The sequence below is a fragment of the Acinetobacter sp. YH12205 genome, assembly GCF_013418125.1.
GTDB classification, from domain to species: Bacteria; Pseudomonadota; Gammaproteobacteria; order Pseudomonadales; family Moraxellaceae; genus Acinetobacter; species Acinetobacter towneri.
In genome coordinates this window covers 19,272-34,021 of sequence record NZ_VPCQ01000010.1, presented here as the reverse complement: position 1 = coordinate 34,021, position 14,750 = coordinate 19,272, and the positions used below count along the sequence as shown (strand labels likewise).

15 protein-coding genes and 2 pseudogenes are annotated in these 14,750 nt (G+C 35.7%); 9 read left to right on the top strand and 8 right to left on the bottom strand.

Annotated features, from left to right (window positions below; genetic code table 11):
- Positions 1-369: 369 nt before the first annotated feature.
- Both FTU92_RS12120 and FTU92_RS12115 read left to right on the top strand, forming a co-directional pair.
- Positions 370-999, top strand: a complete 630-nt coding sequence (locus FTU92_RS12120) for an AAA family ATPase (RefSeq protein WP_180038292.1) — start codon at positions 370-372, stop codon at positions 997-999.
- Entirely contained in the window at positions 996-1,232 is a 237-nt protein-coding gene (locus FTU92_RS12115) for a hypothetical protein (protein ID WP_180038290.1), read from the top strand. The genes FTU92_RS12120 and FTU92_RS12115 overlap by 4 nt, the downstream gene beginning before the upstream one ends.
- A 168-nt stretch (positions 1,233-1,400) precedes the next feature.
- Here FTU92_RS12115 and FTU92_RS12110 read toward each other — a convergent pair whose 3' ends face one another.
- Positions 1,401-1,643: a hypothetical protein gene (locus FTU92_RS12110; protein ID WP_180038288.1), complete on the bottom strand. Its 243-nt coding sequence runs from the start codon at positions 1,641-1,643 to the stop codon at positions 1,401-1,403.
- A gap of 152 nt (positions 1,644-1,795) precedes the next feature.
- Here FTU92_RS12110 and FTU92_RS12105 point away from each other — a divergent pair, with 152 nt between their 5' ends.
- Positions 1,796-2,020: a helix-turn-helix transcriptional regulator gene (locus FTU92_RS12105; RefSeq protein ID WP_070155748.1), complete on the top strand. Its 225-nt coding sequence runs from the start codon at positions 1,796-1,798 to the stop codon at positions 2,018-2,020.
- Between the two features lie 83 nt (positions 2,021-2,103).
- Here FTU92_RS12105 and FTU92_RS12100 read toward each other — a convergent pair whose 3' ends face one another.
- From FTU92_RS12100 to FTU92_RS12080, 6 genes and pseudogenes are all read right to left on the bottom strand, one after another.
- A complete protein-coding gene (locus tag FTU92_RS12100) occupies positions 2,104-4,989 on the bottom strand; it encodes a type I restriction endonuclease subunit R (RefSeq protein WP_180038286.1) in 2,886 nt (961 codons plus the stop codon).
- 128 nt (positions 4,990-5,117) lie between these two features.
- Positions 5,118-5,828 (bottom strand): annotated as a pseudogene (locus tag FTU92_RS14245) (restriction endonuclease subunit S); the annotation flags it as partial.
- A pseudogene (locus FTU92_RS14240) lies at positions 5,811-6,062 on the bottom strand (hypothetical protein); the annotation flags it as partial. The pseudogenes FTU92_RS14240 and FTU92_RS14245, both read right to left, overlap by 18 nt.
- Positions 6,063-6,292: 230 nt before the next feature.
- Complete coding sequence (locus FTU92_RS12090) at positions 6,293-7,867, bottom strand: type I restriction-modification system subunit M (protein ID WP_180096310.1); 1,575 nt, start codon at positions 7,865-7,867, stop codon at positions 6,293-6,295.
- 135 nt (positions 7,868-8,002) lie between these two features.
- Positions 8,003-8,905, bottom strand: a complete 903-nt coding sequence (locus FTU92_RS12085; protein ID WP_000431810.1) for a reverse transcriptase family protein — start codon at positions 8,903-8,905, stop codon at positions 8,003-8,005.
- Positions 8,895-9,188: a helix-turn-helix domain-containing protein gene (locus FTU92_RS12080; protein WP_000930834.1), complete on the bottom strand. Its 294-nt coding sequence runs from the start codon at positions 9,186-9,188 to the stop codon at positions 8,895-8,897. The genes FTU92_RS12085 and FTU92_RS12080 overlap by 11 nt, the downstream gene beginning before the upstream one ends.
- Before the next feature lie 631 nt (positions 9,189-9,819).
- On the opposite strand from FTU92_RS12080, the gene FTU92_RS12075 reads away from it, so the two are divergent.
- The 3 genes from FTU92_RS12075 to FTU92_RS12065 all read left to right on the top strand — a co-directional run bounded on the left by FTU92_RS12075 (position 9,820) and on the right by FTU92_RS12065 (position 11,963).
- Positions 9,820-9,981 carry a hypothetical protein gene (locus FTU92_RS12075; RefSeq protein ID WP_153957353.1) on the top strand — a complete coding sequence of 54 codons (162 nt, stop codon included), beginning with the start codon at positions 9,820-9,822 and terminating at the stop codon, positions 9,979-9,981.
- 2 nt (positions 9,982-9,983) lie between these two features.
- Positions 9,984-10,481 carry a type II toxin-antitoxin system YafO family toxin gene (locus FTU92_RS12070; protein ID WP_180096308.1) on the top strand — a complete coding sequence of 166 codons (498 nt, stop codon included), beginning with the start codon at positions 9,984-9,986 and terminating at the stop codon, positions 10,479-10,481.
- Between the two features lie 687 nt (positions 10,482-11,168).
- Complete coding sequence (locus tag FTU92_RS12065) at positions 11,169-11,963, top strand: hypothetical protein (RefSeq protein WP_031946098.1); 795 nt, start codon at positions 11,169-11,171, stop codon at positions 11,961-11,963.
- A 94-nt stretch (positions 11,964-12,057) separates the two neighbouring features.
- On the opposite strand, the gene FTU92_RS12060 is transcribed toward FTU92_RS12065, so the two are convergent.
- On the bottom strand, positions 12,058-12,252 hold the full coding sequence (locus tag FTU92_RS12060; protein WP_050595110.1) for a type II toxin-antitoxin system RelE/ParE family toxin: 195 nt from the start codon (positions 12,250-12,252) through the stop codon (positions 12,058-12,060).
- A 171-nt stretch (positions 12,253-12,423) separates the two neighbouring features.
- Between FTU92_RS12060 and FTU92_RS12055 the strand changes: the two genes are divergently transcribed.
- The 3 genes from FTU92_RS12055 to repM all read left to right on the top strand — a co-directional run bounded on the left by FTU92_RS12055 (position 12,424) and on the right by repM (position 14,639).
- The gene (locus tag FTU92_RS12055; protein ID WP_179989163.1) at positions 12,424-12,783 is read left to right on the top strand and encodes a surface-adhesin E family protein; all 360 of its coding nucleotides are present in this window, start codon (positions 12,424-12,426) and stop codon (positions 12,781-12,783) included.
- Positions 12,784-13,028: 245 nt separating this feature from the next.
- On the top strand, positions 13,029-13,733 hold the full coding sequence (locus FTU92_RS12050) for an IS6-like element IS1008 family transposase (RefSeq protein ID WP_043963410.1): 705 nt from the start codon (positions 13,029-13,031) through the stop codon (positions 13,731-13,733).
- 39 nt (positions 13,734-13,772) lie between these two features.
- Entirely contained in the window at positions 13,773-14,639 is an 867-nt protein-coding gene (gene repM / locus FTU92_RS12045) for a replication initiation protein RepM (RefSeq protein WP_306669327.1), read from the top strand.
- Positions 14,640-14,750: the final 111 nt, after the last annotated feature.

Genomic DNA, 14,750 nt, shown 5'->3' with positions numbered 1-14,750 from the left:
AGGTGGGAAAACGTAGACTCAAAGGTGGGAAAACGTAGACTTAAAGGTGGGAAAACGTAGACTTAAAGGTGGGAAAACGTAGACTTATTACCTCTGAAATGCTTGCTATATAAGGCTTGCAGAGGTCTTAAAAATAAAATTATTAAAAGTATTTAAAAATAAAAACGGTTATTGTTTAAAAATTAAGAGTATTTTTTGTTTTACGAGTATCCATTTACAGTTATGAAAATAAATGAAAGAACGATTTCCATATAGGTGGGAAAACGTAGACTTATACTAAATAAGAATTTAGTAATTTTTCACCTATTCTTTACATCAATCTAAAATATAACTATATTAGATTCAAATTAGTTACAAATTACAAGTAAAATGATCATCTTAATTGGAAGCCAAAAAGGTGGATGTGGGAAATCCACAATAGCCATCAATATAGCAACTTATCTTGCTAAACATAACAAAGACATTGTTTTAGTTGATGCAGATCCTCAACAAAGTTCAGCTAACTGGGTTAAGGACAGAGATGAAACAAATCTCCCTAAGGTACATTGTGTGCAACGATATGGAGACATCAAGAACACACTGAAAGACTTAGATAGCCGTTATGACTATGTTGTTGTAGATGTAGCAGGACATGACAGTAAAGAGCTTAGAACAGCAATGTTGGCAGCTCATTATCTTGTAGTGCCATTTAGACCTTCACAATTTGACCTGGATACCTTACCTCATCTTTCTGAAGTCATAGATCAGGCACAGTCATTTAATGAAGAACTCAAACCATTTGGGTTACTCACCTTAGCTCCTACGAATCCATCTGTATCAGAAGTACAACAAGCAAATGAGTATTTAGCAGATTTTCCTGCGTTCACGGCCTTATCTGCAGTAATCCATGACAGAAAGGTTTATCGCGATGTAGCAGCAGAAGGGAAAGGTGTAGTTGAATCCAATAACCCAAAAGCAGTTGACGAATTTGAGGCGTTCATGAAGGAGTTATTAGCATGATCAAGAAGAGAGAAATCAGTAAACCAAACTCTCCTGATATGGATTCTTTCATCAATGGTGCAGATGAGCAAAAGGTGACAAAGCTAGATCCTAAAGCCCCTAGGAAATTCAAGACACACACAATTCCTATGAATGAACATGAGTATCAATTGTTGGTTGAATTGGCCGAAAAGTATGGCCAAACGCATAATGGAATTATCCGCTTTGCTTTGAAGAAACTTAGTGAAGAATAGAAACTAATTTGAAACTAAATTAATTTTATTTTGGTTTTAATTAGTATTCGTTTTAGATGTAAAAAAAAGCCCTTCATCATTAAGGGCTTTTTATATGTAATTTTTCTCTCGTATGACCTATATTCTGATTTAAAGTGCTACAAAACAGAAAAGGCTATCCATAAATTACTAGTCGAAGTTAAAGAAATTGTCTGGGAAACAAGAAAGGAATGCCTTTTGAATATCGCTGTATTCACCTTCAGGATGTTCCTCTAGATACCGTCGAGTCCAAATCAGTGTTGCTTCATAATCGTTAAAACACTGATCGATTTGTAAAAAAATCCAAAGTTCATTTGCTTTTTGAATGAAAAAGTCATTGATGATCATCAGTGCAATTTTCTTTTCAGTATTTGCATTAGGGTATGAATACATAATGATTTCTCCTATAAAGATAGTAAATAGATTAGTTGATAAGCTATTTATAACACATAAAAATATGTGTTTACCACATATTTTTATGTGTTTTTATGTAAATGTAACCCTATGCTATAATTTCAAAACACCATTTCTATAAATTTAATCAAATGCCATATACTGAATTTCAACGTCTTATCGGTAAAGCAGGGCTTTCTATTAAAGAATTTGCTGAATTATTGGGCATAAAACCCAATTCAATTACGAATTACAGTAAACAAGGTGTCGTGCCTACACATATTGCTGTCATTGTTGCGTTGATTTCTACGATGAAAGATGAGGGATTGGATTTCTATCCAGTTTTTGAAAAAGTTAAATCGTATTCAAAAGACTAAAACTCTCGTTTTTTAATTGTTTTAAGCTGTGAGTGATGATGTAAAAAATGCCTGAAGTTCAGGCATTTTTTATTTTGAGGTACTTATAAACCTCGATAGAATTTTTCAATAAAGTTCCGAGTTTTGAGAACCAGGGTATTCATCATGGTATTCCGTTCTGAGATCTTAGGACGAGTAATCGGTAAGTCTTTGACATCTTCACGGCTAGGTAGGCGTTTAGTGTATTCATATTGACTAAGCACCGTTTTAAATACCTCAGGCTTGATGGCTTCTTTTTGACACAGTTCGTCCAAGGCCTTTTCTTTTTCCACATCCCAAAACTGAGCAAAGGCCTCTTCAACACTTTGACCATTGGCCATGCGTGGAATGTTTTCATCCAGGAACTTTTGAATCAGCTCTTGTTTGTCATACAAGTTGTGATTGGTCGAAATGATATCTTGCACCTGGGAACGATACTGCTGTTTCTTTTCAGGATCTTTATGATTGACCACCGATTGCAGTAAATTCAGGATATAACCGACATTCACGGTATCGCGGTGGATCAGTTCCAGTTGGAAATTGACGTCATTGAGGACCGATACTTTGTCTTTAGGCTGGATCACACGGACATTGTTGTACAGATATTTGTACTGTGAGGTATGTTTCTGGAATTCTGCTTTGTTTAAATCGGTATCGTCCTGGTCATACTCTACAAAGTTTTCCAATTGTGCATTGATCCGCATTACCTCACGGAAGGCTTTGACGTATTCCAATTGCTGTTCTTCAGTTTCTAGCGTATTGGGTACTTGATCAGGATCTGGGGCAATACTGAGTAAATGGGCAACCGCAGCATTGTATTTTTCTTTAATGCTGTCGAAACTTGGGATCAAGACAATTTTTTCTGCTTCATCCTTGTTTGAGAATAAGGTGAGGGCTTGGTCCGTGGCTTGTTTCAGGTTACGGAAGCACAGGATATTACCGAACGGCTTGTCTGCGTTCAGAATACGGTTGGTGCGTGAAAAGGCCTGAATGAGGCCATGATATTTAAGGTTCTTATCGACATACAGGGTGTTGAGTGGTTTTGAGTCAAAACCAGTCAGGAACATATTCACCACAAGCAGGATATCAATTTCTTTTTTTCGTACCCGATTGGCGATATCACGGTAGTAAGCGTAGAACTCATCACCTGAGTTGTAGTTCTGGCCAAATTTGGCATTGTATTCAGCAATGTATTGATCGAGCTTATCTCGGTTGGATTGGCTGATTTTGGTCGGGATATCCGCAGACTCTTCTTCAATTAAACCACTGTGATCTTCGACCTTGAGTTCTTCATTGGCTGCAAAGGAAAAAATCGTGGCAATGGTCAATGGGGTGTAAATCCCACCTTGTTCTTCGGCTTGCTGTTGTTTTTCTTGCTGTATTTTTTTAAATAGTTCGTAGTACTGGGTCAGGACTTCAACGGAACTGACACAGAACATCGCGGTGAAGGTTTTATTTTTGGTTTTGATATGGTGATTATCCAGGATATATCGGGTAATCATTTCGAGACGAGCAGGGTTATCAAACAGCTCTTTGGTATCAATTCCTTCTACATCTTCTTCATAGCTGTCGCTGTTTTCGATGCCGTTGCTGGTGTATTTGCCCAGATAGGCAATCTGGAAGGGTAAGACGTTACCATCACGAATAGCATCCGTAATCACGTATTTATGCAGGCATTCGTCAAATAGGGCATTGGTGGTGACTGCTTTTGAGTCAATTTTCAGTTGGCTATTTTTCTCAAAAATTGGCGTTCCTGTAAAACCAAACATTTGCGCCTGATTAAAGAAGCGTTTGATATTGCGATGAGTATCGCCAAATTGGCTACGGTGACATTCATCAAAAATAATCACCACTTTTTTGTCTTTGAGATAGCTAATCTGATCGCTATAACGATCAGAACTAATCGCAATATTGAGCTTTTGTAAGGTGGTGACAATCAGTTTGTCATGCTTTTGGCCCAATTGAGTAACCAAGGTGCTTGTATTCTTGGTGGTATCAACACTGTCTTTTTTGAAGGCATTGAACTCACGAACTGTTTGGGTATCGAGATCACTACGATCCACCACGAATAGGACCTTTTCAACTTCAGGCAAGCGCATGATGAGTTGACTGGCTTTGAATGAAGTGAGGGTTTTTCCTGAGCCTGTGGTGTGCCAGATATAGCCATTTTGCTCTGTATGTTGCACACGTTGAATGATTTGCTGTACTGCATAGATTTGGTAGGGACGCAGCACCATCAAACGCTTTTCAACTTCCAGGATCACCATGTATTCGGTCAGCATTTGGGTGATGTGCTGATGGTTTAAAAAGGCTTCGGCAAAGATATCGATTTTATGGATGTGCTTATTGTCAAAATCTGCCCAAGGGAAGGTAAATTCGAAATTACTGGTGCCTGTTGAATAGTAATGGGTGTGGTCACGATTACTGATCACAAACAGTTGGATGTAATTAAACAGACCTGCTCCGCTACCATAAGCAGCTTTGGCATAGCGTTGGGTTTGGTTAAAGGCTTCAGGAAGCTCGACACCTGCGCGTTTGAGCTCGATTTGGACTAAAGGTAGGCCATTGATCAGCAAGGTGACATCAAAGCGACTTGTGTGACCGTTACTCGTACTGTGATCAATGGCAATCTGATTGGTCACTTGGTAGATGTTTTTCGTAGGATCTGCGAATAAAAAATCAATGTGGCGTGTAGATCCATCATCAAAGTTCACAGGAAAGCGATTACGCAGGACCTTGGCACAGTTGAAGCTGTTCCCTGCTTTGAGATGATTCAGGACTTGTGCCCATTCATGTTCAGAAAAAGAAGTGATGCCATTGGCACGTTCAACTTGAAGTTTCAGATTGCTCAGCAATTGAGTCTCATCTTTAACATCAACCTGGTTGTAGCCGAGCTGTTTGAGCTGTTCAATGAGTTCATTTTCAAGTTGAGCTTCGCTTTGTACAGACATCTCTTTCTCTAATTTTTTATTCAATTACGGTGATCTAAGTGAAATCCATCTGATTGAAAGTTGAAACATACTCTGATGTTTTACCCTCAAAACTCTCAATCAGATGGCTGAGTTTTATTGATAGATATTTAAACAAACATCTGCTGTAACAAGCCTTTTTTCCACTGTTTGGCTTGCTCAATTTGCTGTGCCACAACTTCAATTTTTTGGTCAATGGTAGATAAGAAATTGGCGATTTTGGTTTGTTCTTCTAAGCATGGTACAGGCAACTGGATTTCTTTCAAAATCGATGCTGATAAATTGCCTTGCCCACCCTGTAAATATGTAGACAGGATTGAATCTTTTTGAAGTAAAAAGAAATTTAATAAATATATGGTATTCAGGTTGCTTCTAATACATAGCACAGCTTGATTTATTGCACCATCTATTTGAGAAATAGCTACCTGCCCACTAGTAGCTCCATATAACGCATAAAGTAAATCTCCTTTTTTCACTAATTTTGCAGAAGAATTATTTAATGCGAGTTCATTAATAAATTGTTCAGTATATTTTTGAGAAATTTCACCTGATTTTATAAAAGGAATATTCCCTTCGTAATATTCCTTCTTTGCGCTAGATGGAGTACCACCTGAGAAAGTTTTACTAATATCCCCAAGCTTTTTATCCTCCCACTCCCCAAACTCACTACCATCATCCGCTTTAAAACGAATCTGCTGACTAAACAACTTCTGCATCATGCCTTGTTTATATTGGCTTAGTAGCTCATGTTTTTGCTTGAGTTGGCTAATCTTTTCATCCACAGCAGAAAGAAAAGAGGCGATTTTGGTTTGTTCTGCTTTTGCAGGTAATAAAGTCTCCCATGTACACAATGATTTAAAATACAGTCGTGTACGAGTTCCACCTTTTTTTTGCTCAATTGCAAACTTTTTAAAGTCGTTAGATTCATTGAGCTTTAATAGTAAAAAAGAACTATCTAAAAACTCATTAGTTGTAAAAACAGGATATTCCTTACTTACAGCGACTTTCCGTCCAACAAGATTAATGTTGAACTTGAAAGTTGTATCATCACTCATATGCCTATAAGTAAAATAATTAGGTGGAACAACACCGTATTCTCCAAAGTTCTGTAATTCTCTATTATCAAAATACTCTTTTTGAGGCTTCAAACCATCTCTTGAAGAACTGTAGACCTCAATATCGGTTGAACTGGGAACTTTTTCTTTATATTCAATAAGAAATTTACCTACCTGATCTAACTTCCATTTGTCAGTAAACTCTTTAAATCTTAATTTTGGTGCAGACATTACTTCACCTCCGCAAATGGTGAAGCAATACCAAGCTCTTTGCAGAAATCATTGATCACGGCATCGGTCTTTTGGCTTTCTTGTTCTAGCTCTTGCAGTTGTTTGGCAATTGCATCTAGATCAATCTCGGCTTCCGCTTCAAAGGTATCGACATAACGTGGAATATTCAGGTTGTAATCATTGTCTTTGACTTCTTGCAAAGTTGCTACGTGAGCATATTTTTCAATATTTTCACGCTTTTCAAATGCCGCAACAATCTTATCTAAATGCTCAGGCAATAACTTGTTTTGGTTCTTCTGCTTTTCAAAATCATTGCTGGCATCAATAAACAGAATATTGTCTTTGTGTTCACGATTTTTCTTCAATACCAAAATACAGGTTGGAATTGTTGTGCCATAGAAGATATTGGCAGGTAGACCTATAACAGCATCAATGACATTCAGTTTTTCAATCATGTACTGACGAATCACACCTTCACTTGAACCTCGGAACAATACGCCATGCGGAAGTACAACAGCCATTGTGCCATTGTGATCAAGTTGATGAAGCATGTGCTGAACAAAAGCCATATCTGCTTTTGAGCTTGGTGCAAGCTTACCAAAACGGCTAAAACGTTCGTCTTGTAAGAAGATTGGATCTGCTGACCATTTTGCTGAGAATGGAGGATTGGCGACTACGGCTTCAAAGCGCTGATCAATGTGCTGTGGGCGAGTGAGAGTATCTTCTTGCTTTATATCGAATTTAGCAAAGTGAACATCATGCAGAATCATGTTCATTCGTGCCAAGTTGTAGGTGGTACGGTTCATCTCTTGACCGTAAATCATATCAACATCTTGAACTTCACGTTTTACACGTAACAACAATGAACCTGAACCACACGTTGGGTCATAGACTGAACGAAGGCGTTCTTTGCCTTGTGTCACAATCTTTGCAAGTAAGGTTGATACGGTTTGAGGTGTATAGAATTCACCTGCTTTTTTACCTGCACCAGAAGCAAACTCACCAATCAAATATTCGTATGCATCACCTAAGACATCCGACTCTGAATTACTAAGATCGAAGTCAATATTATCGAGATGGGTCAGTACTTTGCTGACTAACTCATTACGGTCATTGGCATTGTTGCCGAGTTTAGTAGAATTGAGGTCTAGATCTTCAAATAGATTGGCAAAGTCATCTTCAGATTCAGCACCTAAAGTACTGCGTTCGATTTCTCGCAAGGTATTTGAAAGCTCATCAAGAATAAACTCACCCTGACGACCACGTTCAGCAATTGTGTGGAACAGTTGTTTTGGTGCTAGGGCATAACCGACTTCTTCAACTGAGTTTTCTTTGATGCCGTCAATCAGTTCAGCGTGATCAGCGTTGCTTTCATCAAGTTGATGATATTGTTCCGCTAGACCTTCATCTTTCAATAGTTCATTGGCAAAGGAAATCGCTTTTTCAGACAAGTATTTGTAGAAAATGAAACCGAGGATGTAGTCACGGAACTCATCGGCTCCCATTTTTCCACGTAAATCATTCGCAATATTCCAAAGATGTTTTTGTAGTTGTTGAAGTTGAACCTGGGTCATGAAGCAAGAATCTCTAGTAGTACCTAAATTTGCTTAAGTATAGCGAGTATCTGCTTATAAAAATTAGGTTTATTAGGTTATGAAAGTAGATAAATGATGAATTTCGAATAAGAGATTTTATGTTAAATAGAATTTTTAGACATGGTTAATGATTTGTTTTATATAATTATTTTTTCCTATTAATCGTAGAGCTGCTTGGATATTATTATCAATTTTTTTAAGCTGTCTAATATCTCGGAAATGCCTATGAGCAGGTTGTAAACTACCATTTACTATTGCCACCCCAGTGACGAATTTAATGCTATTTTCAGGAAAAAATTTAATTTTTTCTTGTTTAATATTATGCTGATATTTCTCTATTATTTGAATAATTTTATTTAGAAAGTTTTGATTGACGGCCTTTCCTGTAAACGAAATATCGTCAACATAAACAGTCATAGTTATAGAGCGACTTTTAGCCATTCTATAAATTTCATCAAACATGGATTTATTAGCCCAGAAAGCTAATGCTGAACTTAATGGGCTACCTGTAGGAAGGCAATTATTTACAGTGCAGACTTCAGATATATATTTAGCAATATCAGTTGGGTATTGAAGAGTATATCCAAAAAAAGATTGCACTTTAGCCTTAGAAGTAGAAGGATAAAAATCAGTAATATCAATATTTAGCGTATGCCCCTTAAGACCGACATGCGCTTTTGCATTCGAAATTGCAGATTTAGAACGTTTTGAATGTAAATAATCAGGAGCTTTCAAGTTACCCAAAAATTTCCCAATTCTGGAATGGATCTGCTTCAATCTATCATGAGGATTTTGAATAGGGCGGACTTTAATAATGTTTCCACTATCATCAGTCTTATTTTCATTAAAATATTGATACATCTGATTTTTTGAACGAACAATATGGTTCAGTTCTTTAATAGATGAACATAATAAAATAGCTAGTCGCTTCTTGCTTGTAATATGAAATAACGGTGAGTTCAGTAACTCTAATTCGTATACATATTTTGCATAATCAGAAGGTTGACTATTTTCCATTTTCACTTAACCAGTTCATAAGTTTGATTACTTTACTACCAGCAAAATAACGAAATTTTCCTGATAAAGTGTCACGTTTATCCATATTTTCCGAAAAGAACATTAAGGAAGAAACAGGGATATCAAAATATTCAGAATATTTATCTAGTAACTCTAGAGTTGGTTTCTTCTTACCACTTTCAATTTCAGATAAGTAAGAGTTAGAAATGCCTAGAGATTGAGATAATTCTGTTTGAGATATGCGATGATACTTCCTCATGGTAAGTAGTGCATCATTAAGCATTTAAAAGACCTCTAATAAGCTTTTTTAAAAGAGAACCACCTAAAGAAGTGTTCTCCAAGGGATAATTTAGTTTCCTAAATCGTCCTCTTGAAGGATGTGTTTTAGAATAAACCGCAACACTACTAGAATAAGTTTAATCCACTTCCAACCTTTTGGAGGCTTGGGTTTATTAGCCTTATTCTCAACTTTAGATGGCTGCTGAACGTTACTTAAATATTTCATTTGAATCTTCCTTAACGACCAAAATTGGCCCCATTTACGCTAGGAAGAAAAATACTCTGGTGTTCAGCACTTGACTCTTCAAAAAGTGCCACACGCTCCATTGCGTGTGGCACTCATATCGATGGAATTATAGTCTTACCGCATATCGATCATTGAGATCTCTACATGTCATCAAGAGCCATATCCCCCCGAAATTTGAGGTGGTTAAACCTCCGAGTATTTAAATACTCAAATAACAAAAATGGGTGATTATCCAACAAGAAGTAACTTATTCATCATACATTTTTTTTAGCTATTAGCAAATATTTTTTCGCTAATAGCGAAAAAATAATAAGAGTGAACTGGTAATGATTTATGCTAGTATATATTCCATATGAAATAACTTTTATGGATCTAAAGGAGATTCAATATGGTAACTAAAGCAGTAGTTATCCGTCGTGGAAAACCACGAAAAGTTGTTGCCAAACCTTTAAATAGTGAGAAGCAAGCTAGTTTCTTTAGAGCGGTAGGTATGCTAACAGCTAGAGGTAATGAGAAATTATTAAATTCTACTCATGAAACTCAAGCATAAAAATGATTTATGTAGAGATTTCTGAAGAATTAGAAAATGATGCTGAAGAAATGGGAATCAGCAATGAATTAAATTTTATTGCTGATCAATTTCTTATATACAAGCAAGCTAGCCGAAACAGAGAACATCCTGCTCCATCTAGAAATGTTCAAGAAAGAGATGAACCTGCATCTGAATATTTTGGAAGAGATAGATTTGATAAGTTTTCAAAAAATGCTCAAAAAGAAGAAATTCAGCATGTACATTTGAGACAAGAAGATAGTATTTGGGAAGATGAAGAAGGATATGGCTATGCTCAGTGGCACTGTACCAGTGACAGTTATTTAGTTTATTCTTACTTTAAGTATAAAAATGATCATTATTATTATCTTATAGAGTTTTTTGGTGAATCTGCTCATTCTTTATATGAAAAAAAGACTGAGAAATTTATTCAATGTGCAAAAGATTTTAGATTCAAGAAATTAAAAGAATTAGAGAATAATAACGATAAACTAAGGTAATCCCCGAGACGGTAAATTAATTCGTCTTGTTGCTCAAGCCATTTATTAAGCAGATCTATTGTGATGACAGGCCATATATAGCAGCAAAAATATAGTCTATATTTTATCAAAGCTACTTAGCCAGTTTTTGAATTGCAATAAAAAACCCCGACATCCTGTCGGGGTTTTTCGTGTTTGGTTGCAAGGTATAACTCCTGTCGTACCTAACCATCCTTGTGCTGATCTTTCTTATTCTTGTTGTTTGGAGCTTCCTGCTCTCTATGACTTCATCATAAGAAATAACGCTTTGATCAGCTAGAAGCAGATTCCTTAAATTACTGTACGTCAAAGCGTACAAAACTGGCTTAAAAATAGCCCCAGATTTATCCGCAGAAATTGTGGATTTTTTTCAGGCTGAAAGCCTTATAGATTGTAGGTGATTTTCTGTTTTGAGTATTTTTTGAGCAAAAATGTTGGCAAAAAATATCAAAACCGCTCACAAAAAAGCCGACTTGTTTCAAAGTCGGCTTTTTACGAGTTTTAGGGGGTTGCGTTATTTTATAAGTTTATGATTTTTATATTAATATACAAGTGTATTGCGTATAACCACCATTATGTTAAATGGACAATTAATAATTGAATATTTCACCTTTTTTTTTAATTAGTAGCTAAAATTACTTTATAATTTAAACTTATAAGGTATTTAAAGTGAAAAGTCCTCTTTCTAAAATATTTCTACTAAATATTCTCATAATGGCTGGTAGTGTTGCGTATGCCATTGAAGTTAAGCCATTCAAATTTATAAAAAATAATGAAGGTTATCCAGAAAATATTGGTTTATATAAAATAACAAATAAATACAGTGAGTTATATGTAAAACAGTATCCATTTTCTATTGAGAACAATAATAGAAATGCTGGTTTTATTAGTGAGATCGACCCACAATGTGAAATCTTAGAAAAGATATATAAGCAACAGCAGAATACTTATGTTGTAACAAGTACATGTGGCGCATGGTTTGGTATGAGTAGCCCAGAAAGCCATTATTTTATATATGAGTTTAACGATCTAGCAAAATTAATTAAATCTGAAACTATTGAATTCAAAGAGTCATTAGATATTACTATTTCAGAGCTTAATTCAGGTATAAAAATAACATCAAGCCAAAGTCCTAAAACTGGGAAAAAATATGATTATGAATACAAAAATGGGAGCTTATATGACTTCTCAACATCTATGAATAGAAATTTAGTTTCAAAAGAAAATGATAGAATCTGTAAGGGATTCTATGATCAAGTTTATACTCAATTTAAGTATTCTTATGTACCTGGTATGACTAATCTTTTTGAAATTTTACCTAGACATGCTTATTCATGGGTTCCAAACAAAATAAAATCTAGTGAAGAATTATCAGATAAATTAGCCAATGATTTAAAAGGGAAAGATCTAACACAACGTAGAAATGTTCCTTATTCAAGATTTAAACAAGACTATTGTTCTTAACTAAACTTAAGTATTCCTAAAATTAATATAATAGGTGCTATGCAAAGTCAAAATGTTAGAACCCATTCAAAATGGGAGCTATAAGCTCCCATTTTTAGTCTTTAATACGCTTTTTAGCTTCGTCATAAACTATGCTATCAGCTCGTTTCCCGACTGTGATGAGCAAGATAACTACCTGATCATCTTTAAATTGATAGACAAGTCTGACACCAGCTTTTAATAATTTAATTTTATAGCAACCTGCAAGATTGCCTCTCAGCATATTCTTTGGAATATGTGGCTGCTCTATGACTTTGGCTAGTTACTTCTTAAATTGATCTCGTATAGCAACAGGGAGTTTTTCCCATTTGTGTGTCCTTACCCATTTAACCCATTTAAAATTATTAAATTAAAAAATAAATTGAACAACAGAAATAATATAAGTATATTTCTGGAAATTAGCTTTAAAGAGACTAAGTAGGTGAAAAGACTATTAAAAATTACATTAATCAGCGTAATGGTTCTTAATGCTCAAAATATATTTGCAAAAATAATTATAGATAATGCAAATTATCAATCTAAAATTATAAAATTAAATAGTACAAAGAATCCCAAAATAACAAGAGCTTGGGTAGAAACCGAGTTTAAAGAGGAGAAGAATAGGTCAACAGTTCTATATGAGATAGATTGCGAACAAGAAAAATTCCGAAGACTAGGAGGAGTTATGTACAAAGAAGTAACAGGTGATCCAATAGCTATGGAACCTACAAAAGAAGAATATATAATTCCAAATACAAATCTAGATACGCTTAAAAGGGAGGTATGTACAGGAAAATATTAGAAAAACTTGAGAGATTTGGGGGATCAGAGAATTATTGTAGTTATCCTGATCTAAATGACAATTCAAGAGTAAAGATAGAAAAAATTTGTTATTTAATTTAGGGCGGCACTGTCACACGAGGGTGTAAATAATTCTGTGTAAATACAGTTTTATTTACAGTCTCTAAAGCTCCCTTTTTATAGGGCACTGTTGCAAATAGGCTGACATGATAAGCTAAATATCTTATTTATTTCGAGATACAGCAGATGAATCCCTTCCACGGTCGGCACTTTCAAGGTGAAATCATTCTTTGGGCTGTTCGTTGGTATTGTAAATATGGCATCAGCTATCGTGAACTTCAAGAAATGCTCGCTGAACGAGGCATAAATGTGGATCACAGTACAATTTATCGTTGGGTTCAGCGTTATGCTCCAGAAATGGAAAAACGGTTACGCTGGTATTGGCGTAACCCTACAGATTTACATTCATGGCATATGGATGAGACTTATATCAAAGTGAAGGGGCGATGGACTTACCTGTATCGTGCAGTTGATCAACGTGGTCATACGATTGACTTTTACCTTTCCGCTAGACGGAACAGTAAATCAGCCTATTGTTTTTTAGGAAAGATCTTCAATACGGTGAAAAAATGGCAAATTCCACGGGTCATCAATACAGATAAAGCAGCGACCTATGGCCATGCTTTATCACGGTTAAAGCGAGAAGGAAAATGTCCAGTAGATATTGAGCACAGGCAGATTAAGTATAAAAATAATGTCATTGAATGTGATCATGGTAAGTTAAAGCGAATCATCAGGGCCACATTAGGATTCAAATCTATGAAGACTGCTTATGCCACAATTAAAGGTATTGAAGTCATGCGTGCACTACGTAAAGGACAAGCATCGTCATTTTATTATGGTCAGCCTCAGGGTGAAGTGTGTCTAATCAACAGGGTTTTCGGTCTCTAAGCACTTTTTAAAGGGAACATCATCGACTCAAATCTCTATTTGCAACAGTGCCCTCGTAAGTTGGGCGATAATATTGAAAGTGTATTGAACAAGACTTTAACTATTCATGCCCAATCTTATATGCAACAGTTTGACGTGGCTAAACATACGGCTTATGAAGCCCTAAAGCGTGGAGTCAATGGTTTATTTGAAGCGGAATTTAATTACACCCAGTTTGTTGAGGGTAGTCAAAAAATTGAGTTTGTCCGCAGTCGCTTTGTGCAAAAGATTAGTTACGTTAATGATTTAGGATTGGTAAGATTAGTATTCGCCAATGACGTTGTACCATTAATTGTAGGATTGGAAAAAAAATTTACCAAATACGAGATAGAGCAAATTAAAGGCTTACAGAGCCGATATGCTATTCGCCTGTATGAGTTTTTGATTAAATGGCGGTCTGTGGGCAAAACCAATGAAATCTCGTTAGATGAGTTAAGAAATCATTTTGGGTTATTGAGTGATGAATATGTGCGTATGCACCATTTCAAAGCAAGAGTTTTAGATTTGGCTATTAGTCAAATTAACGAACACACGGATATTATTGCTGAATATGAGCAACACAAGCAAGGTCGCACTATTACAGGATTTACCTTTAAATTTAAACAAAGAACCAAGCCCAAAACGGTAAAAGCTGAAAAGACAGAGCGTGATCCACATACAGTAGATATGTTTATAACCATGACCGATAATCAACGCTTTGCCTTCGCTAAAAAAATATCTCAATTACATGAGGCATCGTATTTGGCACAAGGGCAAGCAGGTCGAAGTTACGATGTGTTTGCTGAACAAATTGCTGAAGCATTATTAGATAGTGAAAAGCAGAAAGTATATTTACCCTTCTTATCGAAATTAGGGTTTAAATTTTAAGATTTTTATTCGCTGTTTACAGGTTGTGGTAGAAGTAGTCCTTGATATCAAAAACAAAAATTATTTTAAGGGAATAAAGGCTTCTGACTATCACCAAATGATAAGTTATCT